19 protein-coding genes and 1 pseudogene are annotated in these 22,506 nt (G+C 48.3%); 7 read left to right on the forward strand and 13 right to left on the reverse strand.

The genetic code is table 11. The features are described from left to right. Positions 1–3: 3 nt before the first annotated feature. The 12 genes and pseudogenes from H6G45_RS03040 to ggpR all read right to left on the reverse strand — a co-directional run. The gene (locus H6G45_RS03040; RefSeq protein ID WP_190596490.1) at positions 4–1,077 is read right to left on the reverse strand and encodes a hypothetical protein; all 1,074 of its coding nucleotides are present in this window, start codon (positions 1,075–1,077) and stop codon (positions 4–6) included. Between the two features lie 4 nt (positions 1,078–1,081). Beyond that, positions 1,082–4,312: a hypothetical protein gene (locus H6G45_RS03045; protein WP_190596492.1), complete on the reverse strand. Its 3,231-nt coding sequence runs from the start codon at positions 4,310–4,312 to the stop codon at positions 1,082–1,084. An 80-nt stretch (positions 4,313–4,392) separates the two neighbouring features. After that, positions 4,393–4,530 carry a hypothetical protein gene (locus H6G45_RS03050; protein ID WP_190596493.1) on the reverse strand — a complete coding sequence of 46 codons (138 nt, stop codon included), beginning with the start codon at positions 4,528–4,530 and terminating at the stop codon, positions 4,393–4,395. Then, on the reverse strand, positions 4,527–4,868 hold the full coding sequence (locus tag H6G45_RS03055) for a nucleotidyltransferase domain-containing protein (RefSeq protein WP_190596495.1): 342 nt from the start codon (positions 4,866–4,868) through the stop codon (positions 4,527–4,529). Before H6G45_RS03055 ends, H6G45_RS03050 begins: the two co-directional genes overlap by 4 nt. Continuing rightward, positions 4,858–5,016 (reverse strand): hypothetical protein, encoded by a 159-nt coding sequence (locus tag H6G45_RS03060; protein ID WP_190596497.1) that lies wholly within the window; start codon positions 5,014–5,016, stop codon positions 4,858–4,860. The genes H6G45_RS03055 and H6G45_RS03060 overlap by 11 nt, the downstream gene beginning before the upstream one ends. Continuing rightward, positions 5,013–5,585, reverse strand: coding sequence for a Uma2 family endonuclease (locus H6G45_RS03065; RefSeq protein ID WP_190596498.1), 573 nt, complete (start codon positions 5,583–5,585; stop codon positions 5,013–5,015). The genes H6G45_RS03060 and H6G45_RS03065 overlap by 4 nt, the downstream gene beginning before the upstream one ends. Before the next feature lie 39 nt (positions 5,586–5,624). Beyond that, the gene (locus H6G45_RS03070; protein WP_190596500.1) at positions 5,625–7,112 is read right to left on the reverse strand and encodes a hypothetical protein; all 1,488 of its coding nucleotides are present in this window, start codon (positions 7,110–7,112) and stop codon (positions 5,625–5,627) included. 10 nt (positions 7,113–7,122) lie between these two features. After that, entirely contained in the window at positions 7,123–7,626 is a 504-nt protein-coding gene (locus H6G45_RS03075) for a hypothetical protein (protein ID WP_190596502.1), read from the reverse strand. A gap of 57 nt (positions 7,627–7,683) precedes the next feature. Continuing rightward, positions 7,684–9,081, reverse strand: coding sequence for a lipoprotein (locus tag H6G45_RS03080; protein WP_190596504.1), 1,398 nt, complete (start codon positions 9,079–9,081; stop codon positions 7,684–7,686). A 248-nt stretch (positions 9,082–9,329) separates the two neighbouring features. Next, positions 9,330–10,991, reverse strand: a complete 1,662-nt coding sequence (gene glpD / locus H6G45_RS03085) for a glycerol-3-phosphate dehydrogenase (protein WP_190596506.1) — start codon at positions 10,989–10,991, stop codon at positions 9,330–9,332. A 145-nt stretch (positions 10,992–11,136) separates the two neighbouring features. Beyond that, a complete protein-coding gene (gene ggpS / locus H6G45_RS03090; RefSeq protein ID WP_190596508.1) occupies positions 11,137–12,636 on the reverse strand; it encodes a glucosylglycerol-phosphate synthase in 1,500 nt (499 codons plus the stop codon). Positions 12,637–12,911: 275 nt separating this feature from the next. Then, positions 12,912–13,181 (reverse strand): annotated as a pseudogene (gene ggpR / locus H6G45_RS19765) (glucosylglycerol biosynthesis transcriptional repressor GgpR); the annotation flags it as partial. Between the two features lie 246 nt (positions 13,182–13,427). Between ggpR and gghA the strand changes: the two are divergent. The 4 genes from gghA to H6G45_RS03110 all read left to right on the forward strand — a co-directional run bounded on the left by gghA (position 13,428) and on the right by H6G45_RS03110 (position 19,020). Continuing rightward, on the forward strand, positions 13,428–16,094 hold the full coding sequence (gene gghA / locus H6G45_RS03095; protein WP_190596510.1) for a glucosylglycerol hydrolase: 2,667 nt from the start codon (positions 13,428–13,430) through the stop codon (positions 16,092–16,094). Between the two features lie 50 nt (positions 16,095–16,144). After that, complete coding sequence (gene glpK, locus H6G45_RS03100) at positions 16,145–17,671, forward strand: glycerol kinase GlpK (RefSeq protein ID WP_190596512.1); 1,527 nt, start codon at positions 16,145–16,147, stop codon at positions 17,669–17,671. Between the two features lie 74 nt (positions 17,672–17,745). Then, positions 17,746–18,570, forward strand: coding sequence for an RNA methyltransferase (locus H6G45_RS03105; RefSeq protein WP_190596514.1), 825 nt, complete (start codon positions 17,746–17,748; stop codon positions 18,568–18,570). Between the two features lie 105 nt (positions 18,571–18,675). Continuing rightward, positions 18,676–19,020, forward strand: coding sequence for a DUF760 domain-containing protein (locus H6G45_RS03110; RefSeq protein WP_190596516.1), 345 nt, complete (start codon positions 18,676–18,678; stop codon positions 19,018–19,020). Positions 19,021–19,311: 291 nt separating this feature from the next. On the opposite strand, the gene H6G45_RS03115 is transcribed toward H6G45_RS03110, so the two are convergent. Further along, a complete protein-coding gene (locus H6G45_RS03115; RefSeq protein ID WP_190596518.1) occupies positions 19,312–19,881 on the reverse strand; it encodes a TetR/AcrR family transcriptional regulator in 570 nt (189 codons plus the stop codon). Positions 19,882–20,244: 363 nt separating this feature from the next. Here H6G45_RS03115 and H6G45_RS03120 point away from each other — a divergent pair, with 363 nt between their 5' ends. The 3 genes from H6G45_RS03120 to H6G45_RS03130 all read left to right on the forward strand — a co-directional run bounded on the left by H6G45_RS03120 (position 20,245) and on the right by H6G45_RS03130 (position 22,425). After that, positions 20,245–20,658 (forward strand): nuclear transport factor 2 family protein, encoded by a 414-nt coding sequence (locus tag H6G45_RS03120; RefSeq protein ID WP_242018023.1) that lies wholly within the window; start codon positions 20,245–20,247, stop codon positions 20,656–20,658. 291 nt (positions 20,659–20,949) lie between these two features. Next, positions 20,950–21,627 (forward strand): glutathione S-transferase N-terminal domain-containing protein, encoded by a 678-nt coding sequence (locus H6G45_RS03125; RefSeq protein WP_190596522.1) that lies wholly within the window; start codon positions 20,950–20,952, stop codon positions 21,625–21,627. A gap of 105 nt (positions 21,628–21,732) precedes the next feature. Next, a complete protein-coding gene (locus H6G45_RS03130; protein WP_190596524.1) occupies positions 21,733–22,425 on the forward strand; it encodes a cysteine hydrolase in 693 nt (230 codons plus the stop codon). The last annotated feature ends 81 nt before the right edge of the window (positions 22,426–22,506 follow it).

Here is a 22,506-nt window from a genome sequence, read left to right on the forward strand (position 1 = left end):
AAATCAATCAAACCTCCCAGACTTGATCAATCGCCAAATATCATTTCCAGTATTTTCTATCATTGCTGGTTCAACCAAAACATAGCTAGAATCGTACCATTCAAAAATTTTATTATCATCATTAGTTATTACTTGCTTCCAACGTTTATTAAACAAATTTGGAACTATATAGGTGTTTTGATCATCAAGTTTAAACCCAATATAAGAAGCCTGGGCTGTGTTGTCCGATGCCCTTTCAAATTCCACTTTTGCTGAAGCATTAATATCGACACCCTGACTCCCTAAATTGGTAGCAGAAGTCGGCTTTAAAAAGAAAAATAAGTCATTATTAAAGTGGCTTTCATGGCCCTTATTAAAATTCTCTACAATTATACTTAAAGTATCTGAGGGAGAAATTTCTACTTTCCCTGGAAATGCTGACCCCCTTGCTGGGTCATAATTATAGTCGTTGTAGTCAGATGCACTGTCCCATTCCTGGCCATACTGTCTTGATGGTTGAGACGTTGACCGGTTTGATCTTAGTTGAATAATCCCCTTCTCGATTTTATTCATCTCCCGAATTATTTTCTCAAGTTGACGAGATAGATTATCTGAATAATTTTTGACTACTGAAAGATCACTGGCTATTTTGTCCTGATAACTTTTAGTCAATGCGTAATTTTTCTTGATTTTTTCTTTTAGTTCCTGCAACTTTTTATCCAGCCACCAGACATATAAGCTCAGTAAAATAAACAGCAATAAAAGTGAGACTAAATAGGGAGCTTTAAACTTTATTAGCCCTTTCCAAATTCCAGCAATTGTTGAAATTGCTCTATTTTCTTTAGGTTGAGAATCACTACTTATACCTAGATACGCGGTTATTAACAAGGAATTATTTCGAGTTATCCGTAAAATTGTTTCACTTTGATCTATTGCAAACTCAGTTCTATTTGTTTGATCATCTGTGCCAATGAAATATGGATTTACTCGCTGATTTGGTTCTGGTTGATCTATCAAAGCTTGTGCTAAAGAACAATAATTAAATACTGCCAAATTACAAAGCACAAAAGTGTGTATAAATTTGTTAATAATTTTCATTTATTTAACCTACAGTTTTAGACCATTGTTCGGCGAGAATAGCAATAAAACATTTAAAAATTATTAGAAATGGAGGATCAATTTCAAATTCTGATGTAGGCCCTACTTTCCTTAAGCAAGCCTGTTTAACTTTCGCTTCTAGCAATATACGGAAGTCGCTATCCATACTAAAGAGACCGCCCTGATTGAAGTTTCTGAGCTGATCAATTTCTTGGATAGATTCTTCTCGTAAGATGTCGTTAAAATTCTTCAAATATTCTTCCAGTTGATCATAGGTAGTGATTTCAAAAGAATTAATTTCTTCCCAGCCACGATCTAAAACATTCAAACGGTTACTAGAAGTAAAAGCTTCTCCATTTATGAAACATTTTTCTCCGGTAAAAGGATAATCTTTTTTCTTACTTAAAAAACCACTTAGCTTAGTCCCTTCTGATGATACGACTAATCCACCACAAGCTTCTTCCTTAGGTTGAGGGGAGAGAGTTAATAGGTCAGGATTTTTATTTAGATCAGAAGCTCGCATCAGGATACCACAGGCTAGATCGTTAATTTCCGAGTTTTGGGTATAGACACCACTAGGAGTCAACCAATGCAAGAAACGAGATCCGTTGCCTCCCATTAAAATTGACGTAATGATACTAGAGTCATTAAAAAGTTTCTCTTTCTTTAGTTCTTTTTGTATCATCCCTAAATAGTGGAAAAGTCCACCGAAGGATAATGCTAGCAAAGTGCGAAACTGACGATTACGAGGCTTATCTGCATTCATAATGTAGCCTTCAGATAAAATTCTCTCTGAATTGGCTCGTAGATAAATATCCAAAGAAGCATTAAAGTTACGCTGATTTCCCAACACTTTAGCCACTGATTTTCCTGCTTCTGGAGGTAGACCAAAAATGTCACCAATAAAGGCCAGATTAGGCTCTAAAATGCTGTGAAAAATATCCCTTCCCGCATAAGGAACTGATGCTTGATGAACCAGTTGATTATCTTGCCAAACGGAAATATCCGATGTACCTCCGCCAATATCCACACAAGTAGTATAAATTAAATGCTTACTCAAAACATCGCCAAAGAATTGTGCAAAGGCAATGCTTTCTGTTTTTATACTCTGTCCCTGTAAATTATGATTTTGATTTGAAGTTATATCTAAATCTTTTAATACCTGTTGCCAAGCTCCGTTATATCGATTGATGTCCATGGGGGAAAAAGCGGACGGATAAGATACACTCCATTCAATGTTGCGGACTCCTTCCAGGGCGGCTTTAGCAGAAATCATTCGCACCAATTGCCCCAGGAAAGGTCGCTGGTATTGCACCTGTTTCCACTTAATATTGGTCTTGATATATTCCTTGTCAAACTCATACTTGTCCAGGCGGGGAACATAAATGCGGGCATTGGTAATTAAATTGGGAATTTCCCCTTCACTTTCTGCCCATCCTCTGGTTGTTAGCACCGTTGACATGGGAGGATTTTTTCCTTCTGGTAAAAGCAGATCAGGAATGAAGAACTCTCGATAAATTACTGTTTGAATATCCTCCAAACTATGGGTAATTTTGAGCAAATTAGTTTGTAACTGTAATCTTTCTGGAGCGCCGCTGGAGCCTTTCCGCACATAAACATTGGTAAACGAAGTACCGAAATCGACTCCCACTGTCCAAGTGGTCGCATTACCCCCCTGGGCTTTGGGCACCCGCAGAGGAATCAAACCCAATGGTTGGGCATTTTTATCGATCGCCAGGAGGACATCAGGGTAGGCATCACATTTCCAGTACTGGTAACTTTCCTGGCCCGATCGCCGATTTTTTGACTGGGCATTGGGGGTAGGTTGATCCACCCGAAAAGCCAACTCGCCATATTCTTCTGTAGTTTCCACCAGGAGGAAATACTCCTTCCACAAAGCGGGGGACACATTGGGCCAGAGGGCGAGGGTGGGAAAATCTTGCTTAATTTCGTTTTCCGCCTTGAGGGGATATTCCTGGGACATGGTGTAGGCCACAGGACGATCGAACCCCGATATTTGCACTGTTAACGAAACCCTTACCCCTGGGCCTTCTGGAGTGGAAACGGGACTTAACTCCACCTGTTTTTCCAAATCTTCACTGGTGAAATATTCCCGCAGAAAAGGTTTAAAGGGTAGCAGGATAGTCAGATTATCCAAATTTAATTTTTGGTCTAACCATGTGCCGGGCAATAAGCCTTTGGTTTTGTGGAAATAAAGATTAGGCTCAAAAATATCTGCTGGAGTGGCAAAGATGGCATCAGAACGGCGGTGAAGATTGGGGTCAAAATTGAGTAACGGAGATGCATCAATGACATTAATTTCCTGGGGTTGTTTGGCCAGAAGACTTGGTAACTGTATTGGATCAATAATGTAAAGTTGCTTGCTAGGATTGCGACCAACCGAAGCTATTGCCCGCACATTGGAAGGAGTTTGCACCGCCTCCGCTGGATCAAGTGCTCGAAAAAGTTCTGGGGCAAGGGGAATGCCAAACGGTAGATTTTTTGTGGTGGGTCGAAAAACATTACTGGTGGTGACACCCAAATCCCTGATATAGTCGTCTATCACCCCTGAGACCCGCCCCGCTAAATCCTCATTTTGGGGATTACGCATCAAGGTACCTTTTAAATTTTCCAGCCAAGGCAACAACACTTCCTTTTGATTGGGGGCTAAGCCGTTATTGATAGGATTGGTGAAAAAGCCATTTTTAATCCAAGCAATGCGCCGACTTAAGGAATCGTGAAAATAACCCGTGGGGCAGACAATGGTGGCCGGACTGGTCATACCGATCGCCACCCCGTCTAGTTCAAACAAATACAACTCCGCCCAGGGGCCATCGGGGGGCGCCATCGGCAACACATTGTCCCTATCGTTGGGACGCAATTTCCATAAACAACGGGCAAATTCCTTATCTTGATAATCCTTTAGCCGTACTTGGGTGGCAGTGATCTGAAGATTTAAATTTTCCGCCAGGGCCAAGGCCGTTAACAGACCCCGATATTGCTCAATTAGCCAATCCCGACTGGGGTACTGCCGGTTGCGAAAAGCTGAAATTAACTGCAAGGGCCGGGACCAGGGACTGGGGATAGAATTTACTTCCCGGTAAGCCCCCGCCTCAAACTCCAAACTATTACCCAACGTGTTGAACAAACCCACCCCATTGGGAATCCACTCCCCCGGAGCGGCACCACCAGCAAAATCTTGATTTGTTTTGGGAAGTAGGGGTTGGTTAGCCATAGTTGGGAAAGGGTTTAAGGAGAAAAATTAGACAAGACAAGATAAAAATAAGAAAATGAAAATAACAAAAAGGTAGATAATTATTCTGTATTATTAAAGCCCAAGTAATCTTGAGTAAATTTTAAAAATTCCCAGGCATTGGTGATTTGAATTTGAGCCTCTTCACAGGAAATATAATCAGGCCTACCGTAATCCCCTAAATACTGTTCCTTATTCATAGTAAAATCCCCTCCCTCTTTATATTCTTTAGCAAGGCTGTGTCCTCATGGGCAAAGTCTGCATGTGATAAATAAAGACAGTTAACTAACTGCTCTGTCTCCAGACAAAAATCACTTAACCAATTACTATTAGCATTAATTTCTGCTACGGGATCAACTTTACCTTTTAATACCACCAAAATATCAACATCAGAAGTGGTTTCTGCCTCTCCCCTAGCCTGGGAGCCGAAAAGAATAACTTTCGCCAATCTATCCCCATAAAGTTCCGCCAAATCAGCTCTGAGTTTTGTCAGAGTATCAGCCAAGTTAAATTGACTAAAAGAAGTTCTAGTTGCCATAATCAAAAAGCTGATTAACAGATAAATTAATGTCGGGAAATTGGGGGGAAATAATTGGATCATTGCTAGTAAGTGGACTGTCACAAATTGCCACTCGGTCAAGGGCAGAAAAAATTAAATCCCTTTCCACCAGGTAGGTATCGATCATTTTTTGCCTCCGATAACATCTTCATAAAGGGATGCTAAAGAACATTCCCAGTTAATGGTTTCTAGAGATAATAAATCCCCTTCTTCATAACTAATTAGTTCCCAACGCCCTTGACTATTACGACTAAAAAGATCCACTGCCATTTTGTTACTGTCAACCAACAAGTACTCCATCAAACTTGGTAATTGTCGGTAACGACGAAACTTTTCACCCCGATCATAGGCCTCCGTGCTAGGGGATAAAACTTCAGCAATAAAGCAAGGAAATTGAATAAATTGCACTGCCTCTTGCTCTCTGTCATCGCAACTAACCATCACATCGGGATAATGGAAAGAACTCGCCAAGGCCACTTTTACCTTGACATCGGCCATAAACACTCGGCAACCAGTGCCCCGAAGATGACTTTTTAGTAAAGTCGCCAAATTCAGACCGATTAAATTATGGGCAATGGTTCCGCCAGTCATAGCTAAAATTTGCCCATCCAGATATTCATGCCTAAATTCTTGCAGGGCTTCCCAATCTAGGTATTCTTGGGGAGTTTGATAGTTAATTTCAGCATTGGCTAGCATGGTTATATCCCTCAAATGGCAAACGTTTTCCATCCCAATCTAAAGCAAAGCAAACAGAGCGTGGGCTAAACCAAAAACGCCATTGTCGTAACTTTTGCCCTCATCGGCCAAACGGTTCTTAATGGTATCTAGGCGATCGCCATTTTGGACCGCTTGACTACGTTCTTTATCAATAATTAATTGATGGAGATGTTCACGATAACCAGGGCTTTGGTTTAAATCATCCAAATGTTTTAACTGAAAAAGTTGTTCCCCATTGACGTGGGCGGAGGACACCTGTTGGGCCCATTGCAAAAACTTCCTAGCCCAGGCTGTGAGTAGATCATTTTTGGCCACTTCCTGGGCATCTTCCACCAGGGGTTTGTCCCCTTCCCCTGCCCTAAGAGCAAAAAAGTACTGGAACCAAGGAGCGCCCTTGGCAAACTTTTTACCACCCAACTTCCGGGCCGCTTCCAACTCCAAAGAAAAGTTGTAGAACCAAGCGTAGGCAAAGCGCACTCCCTTACTGAGGGCTAATTTAGCGATTTCGTCATCCGGCAAGTCCGTCCAAATCAGATTATTGATATCCCCCCGACTGATGTAATGGGCCACCGTTTGCCCCATCGGTTGATCGAAACCATGGTTAGCGGCCAAGGCGGCGTACAACTCCACAAAATGGGCGCCATTTTCCTGGTTTTTACCCCCGGTGTGGGAGTCGTATCTGGTTTGGGCATTGTCCCCAATTAAATACACACTGTCGAAACAACCCTCCGACTGTTCCGTTAGATATTGCAACGCCGCTTGGGTATTGAGGGCAAAAAAGCGAGTTTCGGCAAATACGGTCTGATCTCCGTCATCGGGACGCTCAAAGGCAAAGTAGGGCAACAGCAAAGATGCGTGGATACGCACCCGGAGATTGTCCTGTCTTAACTGATTACTAACTAATTTAGCCAAGGTAGGAACTCCAGACGCACCAGTTCCCCCGAAAATACTGCCAAAGAAATGCACCACCACATCATTGCCTTTGCCGACGCCCAAATCCGTGGTCAGATTATTGAATAACTGTTGCCAGCCGCCGGCCTGGGTTTGTTGTAGACTATCTAGTTCCAACCGACTCATCACCGCTGAACCGATGGGGGGCCGGCCCCGAAATCCCACCCCTAAATCTGCCTCCTGTTCCGCTGGGCTGTAGAGGGCATCAAACAATTTTGCCAAAGGGGGAGCACTGGCCCGTAGGGCTTGTTTATTGAAAACCCCCGCCAAGTTAGTGTTGTGAATTTGATCTCCCAGGGGATTCCAGGTGCCGTAGTGGAAAAATTGCCCGTCCATTAAGGGACTTTTCCCTTGGCCAAAAGCTTTTTGAGCATCATCGGTGGTGCGAAAATTTACCCCAGTCCTTTGGGAGTTGCCGTTGGAAGTGTCCGCATCGACCAATAAAATTCTGAGTTCCGAGTTCTCACCGTACAGGCCCAGGGAATGGAGAAAGATGGCCGCTTCCACACATTTAGCTCCACTGCCGCCCACACCGATGGCATAGATTTTTCGCATGGTCTAAGCTCTAACCTCCATAAATTTTGCGTAACAACATTGACCCCGGTGGCACGTAGCGCATGGATTTGGGGGTAGCCAGGGCTGTGGGCAGCCAAAAAATTAACAACACATCGACAACAATGAAGCCCAGTAACCAGAAGAAGGGTTCTAGGTTACGGGTGTCATCAAACCAACCGTTGAAGAAACTCAGACCCACTAGGGCTAGCATGGTCACTACCCCCAGGAGAATAGCGAAAATCCACCAGAGACCAACAGTTTTGAGTACGTCTTGGGCCTTGGTAAAACTACCACTGAGGGCTTTGGCAATCCAGAACAGGAGTAGCAGTGCCCCCAGGGCATACACCAGGTAAAGGGTGGGAAATAATATTTCTGCGGCCCATTTGTCCAAGTTCCCCCGAGATAAGCTCAAAGGCAGTCCGCTTCCGCCCAATAGCCATGGCTGGAGCCCAAAAATTACCATGGTGGCGATCGCCACTGTCACCACGAGGGCCACTATCTCCGCAATTTTCATAACCCCTATCCTGACGAACTAATACGTGAAGATTAGCAAAAATTTTGATTAAGTAAGCTAATAGTGGCTGTAGCCGAGACAAAACTTAACAGCGTCCTGGTCATTGGCCACGGCCCCCCGCAATCCTGAAACGAAAAGTAGTAAATTTTGGGTTTTGGCACCGTTAGGATTACCGATGTCCATATCCCAATCCTGCCACACCGCTTGATCCAACTGGCGATCGCCAAGGGTGATGTAAACCAGTTTGCCTTGTCCCTGGGGTAGCTTGTTGCCATCAAAAACAGCCGTTAATAAAAGGCGGGCATCCTCTGCCCCTGGATTTTGAACAATTTCTGCTTTTTTCACTGACACAAAGGGTTCAGAAACGTTGAAAAGATCCGGGGTTAGCTCGCCGCCGGTGAGGGAAACGGTACTTTTAGAAGGAATATTTAACTCCAAAGGAGGCAAAGGGGGGGAAGAATTTTCGCCACAATTAGTTTGTTCGACCATGAGCCAATCCCTTTCCTGGTCTTGGTTGGGCCTTTGTCTATCCACAGAACCAATTTCAATAACGCATTCCTGGATCTCATCATTGAAAGAACTATTGTCCAGGGTGACTGTATCTGCCTGGCCCAGTTCAAAGGCGGAGGCTCGAAAGGCTTTGTTCACATCCAGGGGAAGCCGACGGAATTCCTTCACTAATTCATCCACCGTGTCCTGGGGCCCAGTCATCAAGATGAAAAATGGTCGGCCTTTTTGGTCCACATCTTGGCCAGCGGTATTATAAACAAAGGTGGGATAACTAGCGTTGGCAGAGTAGACATTGCCCCGAAACTGACTACGAACCCCTAAAAGTACGGCCTTGTAGTTAGGATTTTCTTTCAGCTCTTTGCTAATTAACCCGGAAATTTGACCGACGGCGGCATCGTCAGGCTCCAGGTCAGTGAGTAAAATTTTCAGACTACGGGGAGCGGTGGGATTGTCGCTACCCTCTTCACCATTGTCATTTTCTGGAGCTGGATTTGCTCCATTAGTGGTCTCGGTTGCTAATTCATAAAGTTGCCCCAAGGTACTGGAAACACAGGGATAGTCGGCAGTGGGTTGATCGCGACGACAATAAAAGGGCGCTTTACTGGCTGCTAGGAATTGAGCCGCTGAAATAGATTGGGCTTGGTTAATGGTGTCATTGCTCCCCACCCGCCAGTAGGAAGTGGGCAGATTTTTGTTTTGTAGCAGTGTGTGCAAAGAGGCGATCGCCTGGCCGTAGCGACTACCGGGTTGGCTGACAAACCCCACCATGGACTCACTGGCATCCACCCCCACTAGCACATTCAGGTTTTCAAAGGGCCCTGGGGCCTCTTGCTGTTCTGTCCTCCGATCGCCTAGTTGTTCCGTTTCCACACAGGGCAAACCTCCCCTTTGACCACAACCAGCTAACGCCAGAACTAATACCGAGAAGAGAATCCAGCTTTTCACACCAAAACCCAGAAAAACAATAATGGAAATGATTCATCAGAACGAGAGTTCGGCCATTAGCCTAGGGCACTGTTTTGCAAAAATCAAGCGGCTGCGGCTCGCCCTCCATAACTTCAATTCTAGGCGAGAGTTCCTTGGGTGATCCTATCGAGATTCCATGCACTGTGGGCAGCAAGTCAAAGGTTTGCCAGCCTCGCAAAGAGTGTTTTCAAAGCCCCCCATTTAGTTGAGGCTTTTTCTAAACCTTTTTAGTTGAGACAATAATCGGGAATGCAGTTTTGTTTCATATATTCATGGTACTTTTGAATTTGCTCATCACATTGGCCCTGGCTCCAGCCACAGTGGTCCATTAACGTTTGGCAAATGCCGGCCAGAGCACTAAAGCCGTAATCGTCCGTCACCATGGCGATCGCCGTGCGTCGTCGGCAAATATCCACCAAGGTATGGGCCATTTCTGCTTGGACGGCAAAAACCGCCTGAGCCTTAATATCTGGCAAGGAAGGAACAATTCGTTCCCCCAACTCCGGTGCCCCATGCACTAAAGCCAAAACTTCTCCTGCCCTGGCACCGTAAAGACAAAATAAATGTTGAATAGAATGGCGTTCCAGGCGATCGCCGTATTTATCCATGGCAGTTTCCAAGGACAGGGAATAGGCCTCTGCCCCTGGTAAGGGTTGGGTGAGGGTGGGACAGGGAGGAGCAGAGCGTCCCAGCTTGGTATAGACCTTATCCACCATTTCTTCCCCCACCTGACGATAGGTAGTCAATTTACCGCCAATCAGGGAAATTAAATTATTGACTCCGTCCGCACTGTGGTCGTAAAGAATATGATTGCGGGTAATACTGCCTGCCTTTTTACCATCGGTGTAGGGCAGAGGTCGTACCCCGGAATAGGTGAAGCGCACGTCCTGCCTAGTTAACTGGGCTGCCGGCATCACCCGATTAGTTTCCGCAATGAGGTAATCAATCTCGTCATCACTGGCTTTAACCTGATCGAGGGAGCCGTCATAACGGTGGTCGGTGGTGCCAATCAGATATTTACCTAGCCAGGGAATGATGAAATAGGGCCGCTTATCCACAAACGCTTCCACGTATAAAGCGGAAGCCGGAGCGCCAGGGAAGGGATCTACCACAATATGACTACCCTTGGTGCCGCCAATTTTTCTTTCGTTGACAATGGCAACAGGCTCAGAATCCCGACGGGCTAAACCGCAAATCTCATCTACCCAAGGGCCAGCGGTGTTGATAACGATCGCCTGGGTGCTATTAACAGTAAATTTTTCTCCGCTCAGTTGATCTTGACAATGGATGGCGGTAATCAGATTATTTTCCCCTTTCTCCAAACCGGTCACAGCCACATAATTGAGCATCTCAGCCCCCGCCTTTTGGGCCGATAGGGTTACTTCTAAATCCAACCGTTCCGCATACTCCACCTGGCCATCAAAATATTGGGCTCCCCCTTTCAGGCCTTGTTTTTCCGCCGCCCGGAACAACTGCTGGAACTGTTGGGGGCGCAACATCCGGTGGGGAGGGAGGGTTTTATCAAAACTGAGAATGTCATAGAGAATCATGCCCGCTTGGATTTCCCAATAGGCTCGGCTCGACCAGTCATACACCGGAATGGTCAACTGCAGGGGATGTACTAAATGGGGGGCGGTGTGGAGTAGGACTTCCCGCTCCCGCAACGATTCCCGCACCAGGTTAAATTCAAAATATTCTAAGTAGCGCAGACCACCGTGGATTAAGCGGGTGGACCAACTACTAGTGCCACTGGCAAAATCATCCTTTTCGATCAGGAGGGTTTTTAGGCCCCGTAGGGCCCCGTCCCGGGCCGTACCAACCCCGTTAATACCTCCCCCAATCACAATTAGGTCATAGGCCGTATTTTGGATTTCTGGGAAATTACGCATGGCTGGGTAATGCTCCAATGAGGAATAAATCGTGCAATTGAATGGAAAAAAGCCCCCTAAACTTTAACTCTGGGGAATTTTTAGGGGGTTGGGACAATGGTTCTTGGGCTACAAACTGCCGACAACAACCGGCCTTGGCGATCGCCTACATCTGGGGGGGTTCCCCTAGCACCACATCGGCATGGGCTTCCCGCAACAGGTGATTGGCCCATTGTTGAACGTCGTAGCGTTTGATGGCGCTGTACATTCTCCCCATGCGTTTTTTCTGTTCTTCCTTGTCCATGGCCAGGGCCTGGTCAATGGATTCGTCCATACGGCTAGAAGCGTAGGGATTAGTCAGCACCGCATCGGGTAGTTCCACAGCGCAACCGGCAAATTCTGACAAGATCAGGACCCCTTCTTCACCGTTTTTAGCCACCACGTACTCCTTCGCCACTAGGTTCAAACCGTCCCGCAGAGGGGTAATCCAGGCAATGTCTGCGGCACAAAACAGAGCAATTAATTCTTCGTAGGCGAGGGGGGAGGTAAAGAGCATTACCGGCGTCCAGGACAGTTTGGCAAAGCGGCCGTTAATTTTCCCTGCCAGCCGTTCAATTTCGTTTTGGGCGTTGCGGTAAATACGCATCCCTTCCGCTGCTTTAGCCACCGGCACCACCAAGCTAATTTCTCCCTGCAGTTCAGGACGACGTTCCAGTAAACGCTCATAGCACATCAGCATTTCCTTCGTGCCCTTGACGTAATCCACCCGACCGGCGGAAACGATTAGTTTTTTGCCATCCAGATCCCGTTTAATTTCGCTGATTTTTTGTTGCACACTTTCCTTGGCCACGATCGCCCGGATATTGGCCGGATTGGTACCAACAGGAAAAGCATCAAGATTGATTAGGCGATCGCCATAGCGCAACTGGGTGGTGCATTCCGGTTCCGCCAGGGCAGTGCCGTAGGGGGTAAAAGCTTGGTCTACGGGAACTCGTCTGGTGATTTCCACCGGTTTGAGACTGCGGGCCACTGCCACAAAATTTTCCACATAGCGGGGAATGTGAAAACCACAGAGGTCACAAGCCAGCAGACTTTCGACGATCGCCTCCCGCCAGGGCAAAATATTGAAAATATCAACGCTGGGGAAAGGAGTGTGGTGAAAAAAGGCAATCTTGGCGTTGGGTTTGAGCTGACGAATGTAAAGGGGCGCCAGCCAGAGGTTGTAGTCGTGGACCCAAAATAGGGCATCGTCATCGGCATCTTCACAGGCCGCCGTGGCAAACATTTCATTAATTCGTTTGAAATTTTCCCAATCGGAAGAGTCGTAAGTGAACTGCCAGGGGAAGGAGTGGAGAATCGGCCAAAAAGCTTCCTTGGAGGTGATGTGATAGAAATTTTTCACCTGGTCCGCTGTGAGGGGCACCCGGCGCACTGTGCAACGATCGCCGAGGCCCTCAATGGACATTTTCTCTTGGAAATCTTCCTTCTGTTTTGGGGTCACCTGCTTCCAGGCCACCCAGGTACTCTGTTCTGCATCAGCAAAAAAGCTCTTGAGGGTGGGCAAAATCCCGTTGGGACTCTTCTTTTCCCGATATACCGTTTTGCCATTTTCCCTAACTTCATCGTAGGGCTCACGGTGGTAAAGGATCACAAGGGATGAATTCATAAAATCAGCGGTCTCCAAAAGAAAGAATCAAACAAAGTAACTATTGGGCTGGTCTAGTACGGCTAATGTACCCGACTTCCTGGAGCCCAAGTTAATTCCCGCCGGGGCAGTTTAGTACGTTGAATAAAACTTTTCACCGCTAATATCGGTACAGAAAAATTGATTACGTCCTGGGCGAGTCCGCAGACATCGCGTTCCCCCGTGGGGGCAATTACGGCGACGGCTCATAAATCTTTGTTAAAGATTACTTAACCCGTCGGTAAAATGCCGTAACACTAATTACCTTTCCCCCTCGTTCCAGGGGAGAACAGCAGCGGCAAGCCACCAATCTCTGGTTTTTGGAAAGCCGTCCCCGGACTATGGGAAAAGTAGTTACTTGTTAAGTATAGTAACAGAAAAAGCTTTTCTGGCAAGATTTCTGCTTCTGGAGTTGGGAGCATCCTCTGGGAATTTCCCCATTGATTGCGGTAAATTCTATTTTTTTTGTTAACCTTAAAACTATTGCCATGGGCAGGGTGAATTGATTTTTTGTTATTGTTTGATCCCGTTTTCTAGTCTTTTTGACTTCCATTCAGCCAGGATGATTTTTTGCAGTTTTTTTATGGAGTTTTGATAACATTGAGCTTTGCCCCCGGCGATCGCCCCAGGAAAAACAATAAACACTGTGAACTAGTTTGCCCAGGGTCTATCCTAGGATTGCCGGGGATTTCACCCCCTTGGATGGGGAATAACGGTGCTGAACATCCCTTCTCCCCCGACAAATTCGGCTTATTTTGGGCTTATTTTTAAGTATGAAAGAATTAAATCGCATCCATCTTGTTGAAGACGAAACAGAAAAACTAATGAAGTGGGCCCGCACCGTCACCGAATCACCGGAGAACTATTTCCAGGCAGCTCGGGAAGTGGCGAAAAAACTTGGGGCCCATTATCGAGAGGATGGTCTGACCCAGGTGGGCTTTTGGGTGCCTCGGTTAGCGGGGGAAGGGGCTTTTACCGAGAAATTAATTTACCTGGAGGTATTTACTCCCCGGGGGGAGATTGATTTCCAAGCCCCGGAACAAACGGCATCATTCCGGTGGGAGCGCATTGAACTGCCCCAGCAGGGGGAATTTGTCTGGGCTGTGCTATCGGGGATGCGACCCGGCAGAAAGGATCAAGCGGGCTCTTTCTACTGGTTACGCTATTACGACTCAATTTTGTCCAAAACATTGGTGATCAGGGACCCCCTGGCCTATTCCCTGCCCTACGGCATTTTTGCCCCAGCGGAACTGTACGACATGGAAAAGATACAGCGGGAACGGGCGGATTTGGATTACCTACGGCGATCGGCAGCCCTGAACCGATGCCAAGAGCATCCTGAAAATGTTTTTGACCCGGAGCAACTTAAGGCCCAACGGGCGGCGGTGCTCAATCCGGCCATTCCTGTGGATCAGAATTTGCATCCCGATGAAGATAGTGAAGTGGCCATCTGTCGGGTGGGAGCCATGACTAATATTTTGCAAGTCCACATCAACACCGCTTCTCCGGAAGGCACCTTGGCGGGGCTGACCAAAATTTACCAACGGTTGGGGGAAAAAATACTCCGGGAAGAACCCCTCAATGATGCCGAATATAACTATTTGGGTTACGACGCTATCCAACTGTTACCCATTGAACCCACCATCGAATATCGCCTGGAGGATTTTAACCAAGACCACGAATTTTTTGCGATCGCTGGGGAGGAGATTGAGGAAATAGAGGTGGAGGAAGGGGCAGAAGTGGGAGTAGTGGTGGAAGAAAAAATTAAAGTCACCCTGCGTAAACCCAATACCCAAAATTGGGGCTACGATGTGCCGATCCTCGGTTCTGGAGCCACTAATCCAGCGGTGTTGGGCACTTTACGCCCGGATGAATTGGTGGATTTCATTGCCACGTTACACAATTTTCCCGGTGGCCCCATCCAGGTAATTTACGATTTGGTCTATGGCCATGCCGATAACCAGGCGTTGGAATTACTCAATCGGCAATACTTCAAAGGGCCCAACATGTATGGCCAGGATTTAAACCACCAGTTGCCCATGGTGCGGGCAATTTTACTGGAAATGCAACGGCGTAAAATTAACACCGGGGCGGACGGTATTCGGGTGGACGGGGGCCAAGATTTTCGCTTTTTCAATCCCCTCACCGGGCGGGTGGAACAGGACGATGCCTATTTGTTGGCCATGAGTGACGTGGTGCAGGAAATTCAAGGCTGTAAACGGTTGCTATTCACCATTTTTGAAGATGGTCGCCCCTGGCCCGAGGAAGGTTGGGAGGAAAAATCCACCTACCGAGAGTTAATCGAATTGCGGCCGGAATCCTACCAGTGGGGACCGCTGATTTTTGCCCATAACACTCCCTCCCTCAAGGGTTTTTGGCAGCGGAAATGGGAACGGGTTTGTGAGGTGATGTACAAAGGCGATCGATGGATCACCGGCTGTGGCAACCACGACACCGTGCGCCGGGGCAACCAGATTGACCACCACCAAGCGGAAATTAACTGGAATTTGGGCAAAACCTTGCCGGAAGTATTGCACAATGCCTACGACAATCCCGCGACGTTGCTGTGGGTATATGGTTTTTGTCCGGGGCTACCGATGGACTTTTTGAATGCGATGATGCACAGTCCCTGGGGCTTTTTCCGCAACACCGATGAACGTTACGGCGTCAAAGTAGCCTTTGAAGAGGCGGGATTTTTGGACTGGCAAATTTCCCCGGAGTTATACCAACATCCCCAGTTATTTCCCCAACTGAAGGCTTTGGGCTTTGGCAATTTGGAACTGTTGCAACGCTTCATGAAGGCGGTGGCCGATGCCATGATTAAAAAAGATTTTCACCTAGAAGCGGTGGCCAAAGCCTGTCGCCATTGCTTGGGCTATGACCCGGAGGAAGATGGGGAAGCGGCGGCCTGTGATTTGGAACTACTCAGTCAGTTTAGGCATGCTGAGCAACCGGAATTTGTCACCCGTTTGGATGTGCCCAAGTTGAAAAAATTTGCCCGGGCGTTTATGGAGGACGGCCATGAAGCCTGTCGTGTGTCCTATTACCTGGACCAGGTGGACCCAGAAAAAAGTCGTTTTAACCTGACATTACGCAATTATCGACGACAGAATCCTTGGTTACATCACAACCTCCAGGACGGCGATCGATTTAACCGCGTCCATGACAATGGCCACACTCTTTTTTATGGCCTCAGGACTAACCCGGCCACAGCCCACAGTGATGAGCCTGACCGGGTGGTGATGGTAACCCATATGGAGGGAGAGCCGGCGATTGTTACCTTGGGGGATTGGTTGCAACTGGATTTGCAGGAATGGGAAGTGGCGATCGCCACCCCGGGGGTGAATGTGGCTTCCACCGCGGATTCATTGCGGGCGTTTGAGTTGCGAGACGGCCAGGGTTTGATTTTACGTAACAGTCGTTTCAAGGGGGAATCCTAGGACCCATCGAGGCAGAGATTTGATGATTAATTTTTCGGAGGTTACTGTCTATGACAGCCAAGCAAGATCAGTATGTAATGGCCCTGGATTTGGGCACCACGGGTAATCGAGCCATTCTGTTTGATTACGAGGGCAACATTGCGGCCCAAGCTTACAAGGAATTAACCCAGTCCTATCCCAAGGCCGGTTGGGTGGAACATGATGCCCTGGAAATCTGGCGGGATACTAAAACTGCCATGCAGGAGGTGGTGCAAAAAACCGCTATCCAACCGCAACAAATTGTGGCGATCGGCCTCACAGTGCAACGGGAAACCTGTTTGCTCTGGGATAAAACCACCGGGCAACCCCTCCACCCGGCGATCGTTTGGCAGGACCGGCGCACCGCCCATTTTTGCCGGGCCTTGGAAGCCAAGGGGTATGTGGAGGAAATTTATGACCGCACCGGCCTCGTGTTGGATGCTTATTTTTCCGCCACCAAGCTCCATTGGTTATTGGATTGGGTCAAACATAACCGAGATATTGATCCGGCTAATCTGTTGGCGGGCACTATTGATAGTTGGGCCCTCTGGAACCTAACTGGGGGTAAAGTCCACCGCACGGACCACAGTAACGCCAGCCGCACCATGGTGCTCAATTTGGATAGCCTTACCTGGGATGAAAAACTGTTGGATCTGTTCGCCATTCCCGGTCAGATTATGCCAGAAGTGCAACCCAGCTTGGGTCATTTCGGGGTGACGGATCCGGCCATTTTGGGAGTAGAAATTCCCGTCACTGCGATTTTTGGTGACCAACAGGCGGCCCTCTATGCCCACGGTTGCGATCGCCCGGGTTTACTGAAATGTACCTACGGCACGGGGGCTTTTTTGGTGGCTAATACGGGGGCAAAAGTTACCCGTTCCCAGCATCGCCTACTGTCCACCGTAGCCTGGACCCAAACTAACTCCGACCAGAGCTTAAAAACTGACTATGCCCTGGAAGGCAGTATGTTCACCGCTGGCTCCTGTGTGCAATGGCTACGGGACAAATTGGGGCTGATCGACTCGGCGGCGGCCAGTGAAACCCTGGCCCGCAGTGTGGACAGTAATGGCGGTGTTTATTTTGTGCCGGCCCTGAGTGGTTTGGGAGCCCCCCATTGGGACATGAATGCCTGTGGCGCTTTTTTAGGCCTCACCGGCGGCGTCACCAAGGCCCATCTGGTGCGGTCCGTGCTGGAGGCGATCGCCTTCCAAGCTAGGGAGGTGGTGGAGGCCATCAACCAAGATAGCCCTGCGGCCATTCAACAACTCAAAGTGGACGGGGGAGCCTGTAACAATGACTTTTTGATGCAATGCCAAGCGGACGTTTTGGGCATTCCAGTGGAGCGTCCAATGGTGTTGGATGCCACTGCCCAGGGAGCCGCCTTTGGGGCTGGGTTAACGGTGGGTTTTTGGCAGGATTACCGCGCCCTAGTGGAAAACCGGGCCATTAACCGGGTATTTGAGCCGGGGGAAGGAGCCGCCAATGCCCAGGCTAATTTTGCCGTTTGGCAGGAGGCCGTTGGTCGGGCAAAAAATTGGGCCGAGTCGGCGGCGGAGTAGGTTTTTCTGGCCCCCTAACTGCGGCAAGATAGGCTTAATTCATTGTCCATTTCTGCCCATGCCCATTCAGGAAGGTGTACCCATTGCCCAGTGACATTGCCTCTATCACCAGCACCCAAAACCCCCTGGTCAAACAATTGCGGCAACTGCACCAAACCAAGGGACGCAAACAACAGGGCCAGCTTCTTTTGGAAGGTACCCATTTGCTAGAAGTGGCCCTAGCCGAGGGAAAGCGTTTCAACCAGGGCTGTTTTACGGAGACTTGGCAACGGAAAAATCCCGCCCTAGCCGATCGCCTAGTGGCCCAATCCGCCTACAGTTATTTGGTCAGTGGGGAAGTTTTAGCCAAAATGGCCAGCACCGTTAACCCCGACGGCGTGGTAGCAACCTTGGCCATGGATCAGTTTTGGCGATCGCCTCCCCCCAGGCCTCAATTGGGCTTGGTGCTGGAGCGGTTACAGGATCCGGGTAACCTGGGTACCATTCTCAGAACCGCCGCCGCCACCGGAGTAGAAGGCATTTGGTTAACCGACGACTGCGTTGATCCCACTAGTCCCAAAGTGTTGCGCTCATCCGCCGGCAGTAGTTTGCTTTTGCCCCAACAACAACAGGAATCCCTACTGCCAGTGTTGGAAAAATTCCAAGCCCAGGGACTGCAACTGATTGCCACCGTACCCCAGGGACAACAAACCCTCTGGGAAATTGATTTTCAGCGCCCCACCATAGTAATTTTTGGCAGTGAGGGCCAAGGGCTCAGCGCTCCAGTACTTGAACTAACTACCCAGCAAGTGGCCATTCCCCAGGCCCCGGCAGTGGAATCCCTCAACGTGGCGATCGCCGTTGGGGTAATGCTATACGAAGCCCGCCGTCAACAATGGTCGGCGTCAACACCAAAGTAAGTTCGGTTCTTTGCCCTCCGGTTCTTTCCCGAAATTGTTAGAGTATGGTTATCCCATCGGGATCAATCCCAAATCAAGTTCCATTACTAGAAGAGGAGATCCGTCGTGACCCATGAACCCCAACGTCCCCAACCGCTGTTTGCCGGCAATGAAACGGCAGGCAAAGATAGTTTGTGGACATACGTTCAAGAGTTGAGCCCCGAAACCATTGCCCAACTATCCCGACCCGATTCCCAAGAAGTGTTTCAGGTGATGGAACGGAATATTATTGGCCTATTGGGCAATCTGCCCCCGGATCATTTTGGGGTGACCATCAGCACCAGCCGGGAGAATCTGGGCCGTCTTTTAGCTTCCGCCATGATGAGTGGTTATTTTCTCCGTAATGCTGAGCAACGGTTGGGCTTTGAACAAGCTTTTAAAAGCACCGGCAACAACGGTGAAAATGCATAATATTGATGCTGAGTTTTATAGGGTCGGATCTGTCCGACTCAGAGCCTCCACAGGTAACCCAAAATTTACCTCTAAATCAACCCACTAAAGCCCTTGCAGTACTGGGAAGATTTTCTTCTAGTTTCCTTGCCAAGTTTTAAGGGCAGAAGGTACAACAATCTCCACATCCTTCGCGGAAACTACTTTTCTCCGGCTAGGCTTCCTGCTTAATAAACTAAGGGCCAACCATGGTCAAGTTCCCAACCTAATTTCTGGCCGGCTAGGGACGGTGAAGAGGGGTTTATACACTAATTAAATGAGCCTCGCCGCGGCAGCCTTGGCCTGGGTAGCAGCACCAGGGTGACGACGCATCATTGCTACTACGATTGACCCTTCCATTAATAGTAAAAGTTGCTCCGCCACCGCCTCCGGATGGGGAATTTCGGCTTCATAGACCAGTTGCAGAATATATTCGTAAATTGCTTGCTGGTGCTTGAGCGCGACCTGATAGCCAGGATGTTCAGGCTCCACCAGCTCCACCGATGAATTAATAAAAGCACAGCCACGAAAATCAGGTTGAGAAAACCATTCTTCCAGGGCATCAAACATGGCCAAAAGGCGATCAGTAGGTGTGGTTGCCCGTTTTTCCACCGTTTTCTGAAACCATCGCCGCCAGCTAGTATCACGCTCCTCTAACCAAGCAGCAATCAAGCTGTCTTTGGACTTAAAGTGGTTGTACAGCGACATTTTCGCTACGCCCGACTCGGCGATGATGCGATCAACACCAACTTTCTGCACCCCCTCTTGATAAAACAACGTGGATGCCGCTTGCATGATGCGGTCACGTGCAGATGGCTTGGAAGATGATTTGGTATTGGGCATATTGGCATAAATTTATACAGACTAGTCTACATAATATCATTTTTGCTTCAGATTTGTATGTAATTGAGCCTTTGTCAACGGGACTGATTTTGATACAGCGCTTGCTATGGGGTCATTTCCACCGATAGGGCGATCGCCTCCAGCCAACTTGACTAGCTCATTCTGACTCCGAAAATTACCCGCCGCTTCTGAACTAAAAGCACTGTCATCCTTAACCCATGAAATGATGACATTAGTCGGTTGACAATATACAGACCTGTCTGTAGTCTAAATATAGACAGACCTTTCTACATTACTTCGAGGAAGTCTCCTATGACCAAGCTCACAACATCCGCAAATCCTGCCGTTGACACCGTTGAAAACATGCCGCCACTGCCGCCCTTCACCCTGGAAACGGCAAAAGCAAAAGTACAAGCCGCGGAAGATGCCTGGAATAGCCGCAATCCCGACAAAGTGGTCCTGGCTTACACCGTTGATTCGGAATGGCGCAATCGCTCGGAATTTATTAAAGGTCGTAACCAGATTCGCGAGTTTCTGACTCGCAAATGGAATGCCGAGTTGGACTATCGCCTCAAGAAAACCCTATGGAGCTTCACCGAAAACCGTATCTCCGTCAAGTTTGAGTACGAGTACCACACCGACTCGGGCCAGTGGTATCGGGCCTATGGCAACGAAAATTGGGAATTTGCCCCCAACGGTCAAATGCAGCGCCGCGAAGCCAGCATCAACGACGTGCCCATCCAAGAGTCTGATCGCAAATTTCGCTGGGAAAGGTAAACCATCCCATAGTTCTAAATCCAAGTTGAGAGGACTGCCATGTTAACTAATTTCAAAATGGACAAATTCCTCCCCTGCGATGGTCTGCATACTCTGCCGCTCCAGATGGGTGCAGAACGAGAGAGCCTCCCCATGGAATGCCGTCTCGACCTTCCTCAGATCTCACGCCCATCCTGGAACTGTCGGCATGACCAATTATCCCCAAAACCCGCCAAATTGAATATTCCGCATCGACTAACTTGCCTCGATTACTAACTCCCATTGATTACTTGACCTTAAGGAAATTGATCCATGATTGACCTGTATACCTACACCACTCCCAATGGCCGCAAGCCTGCCATTCTGCTCGAAGAACTTGCACTACCCTACACCATTCACAAAATTGACATTGGCAAAGGTGACCAGTTCACCTCCGAATTTAAGGCCATCAATCCCAATAGTAAGATTCCTGCCATTGGCGATCGTGACAACAATCTCACCGTTTTTGAATCCGGTGCCATCCTGATTTATCTGGCTGAAAAGGCCGGAAAGCTTCTACCCACTGACGCAGAAAAGCGGGTCAAGGTAATGGAGTGGTTGATGTTCCAGATGGCGAGTGTGGGACCCATGTTTGGTCAGCTCGGCCACTTCCGTAATGGGGCTCCCAAGGAGATTACCTATGCAGTTAAACGTTATCAACGGGAGACTCTGCGACTGCTCGATGTGCTCGATCGCCAGCTTGAGAATCATCCCTACATTGCAGGGGGTTACTCCATTGCTGACATTGCCACATTTCCCTGGGTGGCTGCGGCCCAGACCCCTTACCTGGGCATTTCCATGGGAGCGTTTCCTCATATTGACCGCTGGGTTGAGACAATGCAGCAACGTCCTGCGGTACAAATCGGTATGAATATTCTCCAACCCGGATTTAAGAGTAGCTTCGGCACGCTGGCCGTTCCCGACTCGACATTGCAACTGATTGCAGTGTAACTATCTGCAGGATTTGGCACTCTCTTGCAATTGGTAGTACAAATTCAGATTTACCAGACGAATTAACCCTAATTATCCAGCTAAACACTTTAGGAGTTTTCCACCATGGCCCTACCCAATCCCGGCATGACCATTGATGCCGAAAGAACTGCGATTGTTATCATCGACCCCCAAAACGACTTCCTCAGCCCTAGCGGCGTGGCCTGGGGTGTCGTGGGCGAAAGCGTCACTGAAAACAATACTGTCGCCAATATCGAAGCTTTGATGAAAGCCGGTAAAGCCTACGATCTGCCCCTGTTTATCTCACCGCACTACTATTTTCCTGCGGATCATCGCTGGAAGTTTGAAGGCGCTCTCGAAAATCTCATGCACAGTATTGGTATGTTTGATCGCCCTGGTCCGTTGCAACTAGAGGGGCTGGAGGGCTCCGGTGCGGACTGGCTAGACATTTACAAGCCCTATATCGAAGACGGCAAAACGGTGATTTGCAGTCCTCACAAGGTCTATGGTCCCGAAAATAACGACTTGATTCTGCAACTGCGTAAGCAGAGGATCGACAAAGTCATTCTCGGCGGCATGTCGTCCAACCTCTGTGTGGAATCGCACCTGCGAGAGCTGCTGGAGCAAGGCTTTGAAGTCGCCGTGGTAAAGGACGCCACCGCTGGCGCGAAAGTCCCCGAGGGTGACGGGTATGCCTCGGCGCTGGTGAACTATCGGATGTTGGCCAACACAGTCTGGTCTACTCAAGAGGCGCTACAGGTTCTAGAACAAAGCCTGCCTAGCTTGCAGCCTGCGTGAAGAACTGCCAGTCATAGGGGGTGAGTACCATAACGTGCCCCTCCGCATTGCTAGAAATCTGGTTTCTTTATCAGTTTATGA

The organism is Synechocystis sp. FACHB-383, assembly GCF_014698605.1.
GTDB lineage: Bacteria > Cyanobacteriota > Cyanobacteriia > Cyanobacteriales > Microcystaceae > Synechocystis > Synechocystis salina.

Bases quoted from the DNA above. Each gene is read 5' to 3' on its own strand.
- H6G45_RS03120 (WP_242018023.1), top strand. From the start codon at position 20,245: ATGCCGCCACTGCCGCCCTTCACCCTGGAAACGGCAAAAGCAAAAGTA.
- H6G45_RS03045 (WP_190596492.1), bottom strand. From the start codon at position 4,312: ATGGCTAACCAACCCCTACTTCCCAAAACAAATCAAGATTTTGCTGGT.
- gghA (WP_190596510.1), top strand. From the start codon at position 13,428: ATGAAAGAATTAAATCGCATCCATCTTGTTGAAGACGAAACAGAAAAA.
- H6G45_RS03065 (WP_190596498.1), bottom strand. From the start codon at position 5,585: ATGCTAGCCAATGCTGAAATTAACTATCAAACTCCCCAAGAATACCTA.
- glpD (WP_190596506.1), bottom strand. From the start codon at position 10,991: ATGCGTAATTTCCCAGAAATCCAAAATACGGCCTATGACCTAATTGTG.
- glpK (WP_190596512.1), top strand. From the start codon at position 16,145: ATGACAGCCAAGCAAGATCAGTATGTAATGGCCCTGGATTTGGGCACC.
- H6G45_RS03040 (WP_190596490.1), bottom strand. From the start codon at position 1,077: ATGAAAATTATTAACAAATTTATACACACTTTTGTGCTTTGTAATTTG.
- H6G45_RS03055 (WP_190596495.1), bottom strand. From the start codon at position 4,868: ATGGCAACTAGAACTTCTTTTAGTCAATTTAACTTGGCTGATACTCTG.
- H6G45_RS03050 (WP_190596493.1), bottom strand. From the start codon at position 4,530: ATGAATAAGGAACAGTATTTAGGGGATTACGGTAGGCCTGATTATATT.
- H6G45_RS03115 (WP_190596518.1), bottom strand. From the start codon at position 19,881: ATGCCCAATACCAAATCATCTTCCAAGCCATCTGCACGTGACCGCATC.
- ggpS (WP_190596508.1), bottom strand. From the start codon at position 12,636: ATGAATTCATCCCTTGTGATCCTTTACCACCGTGAGCCCTACGATGAA.
- H6G45_RS03070 (WP_190596500.1), bottom strand. From the start codon at position 7,112: ATGCGAAAAATCTATGCCATCGGTGTGGGCGGCAGTGGAGCTAAATGT.
- H6G45_RS03125 (WP_190596522.1), top strand. From the start codon at position 20,950: ATGATTGACCTGTATACCTACACCACTCCCAATGGCCGCAAGCCTGCC.
- H6G45_RS03075 (WP_190596502.1), bottom strand. From the start codon at position 7,626: ATGAAAATTGCGGAGATAGTGGCCCTCGTGGTGACAGTGGCGATCGCC.
- H6G45_RS03130 (WP_190596524.1), top strand. From the start codon at position 21,733: ATGGCCCTACCCAATCCCGGCATGACCATTGATGCCGAAAGAACTGCG.
- H6G45_RS03060 (WP_190596497.1), bottom strand. From the start codon at position 5,016: ATGATCGATACCTACCTGGTGGAAAGGGATTTAATTTTTTCTGCCCTT.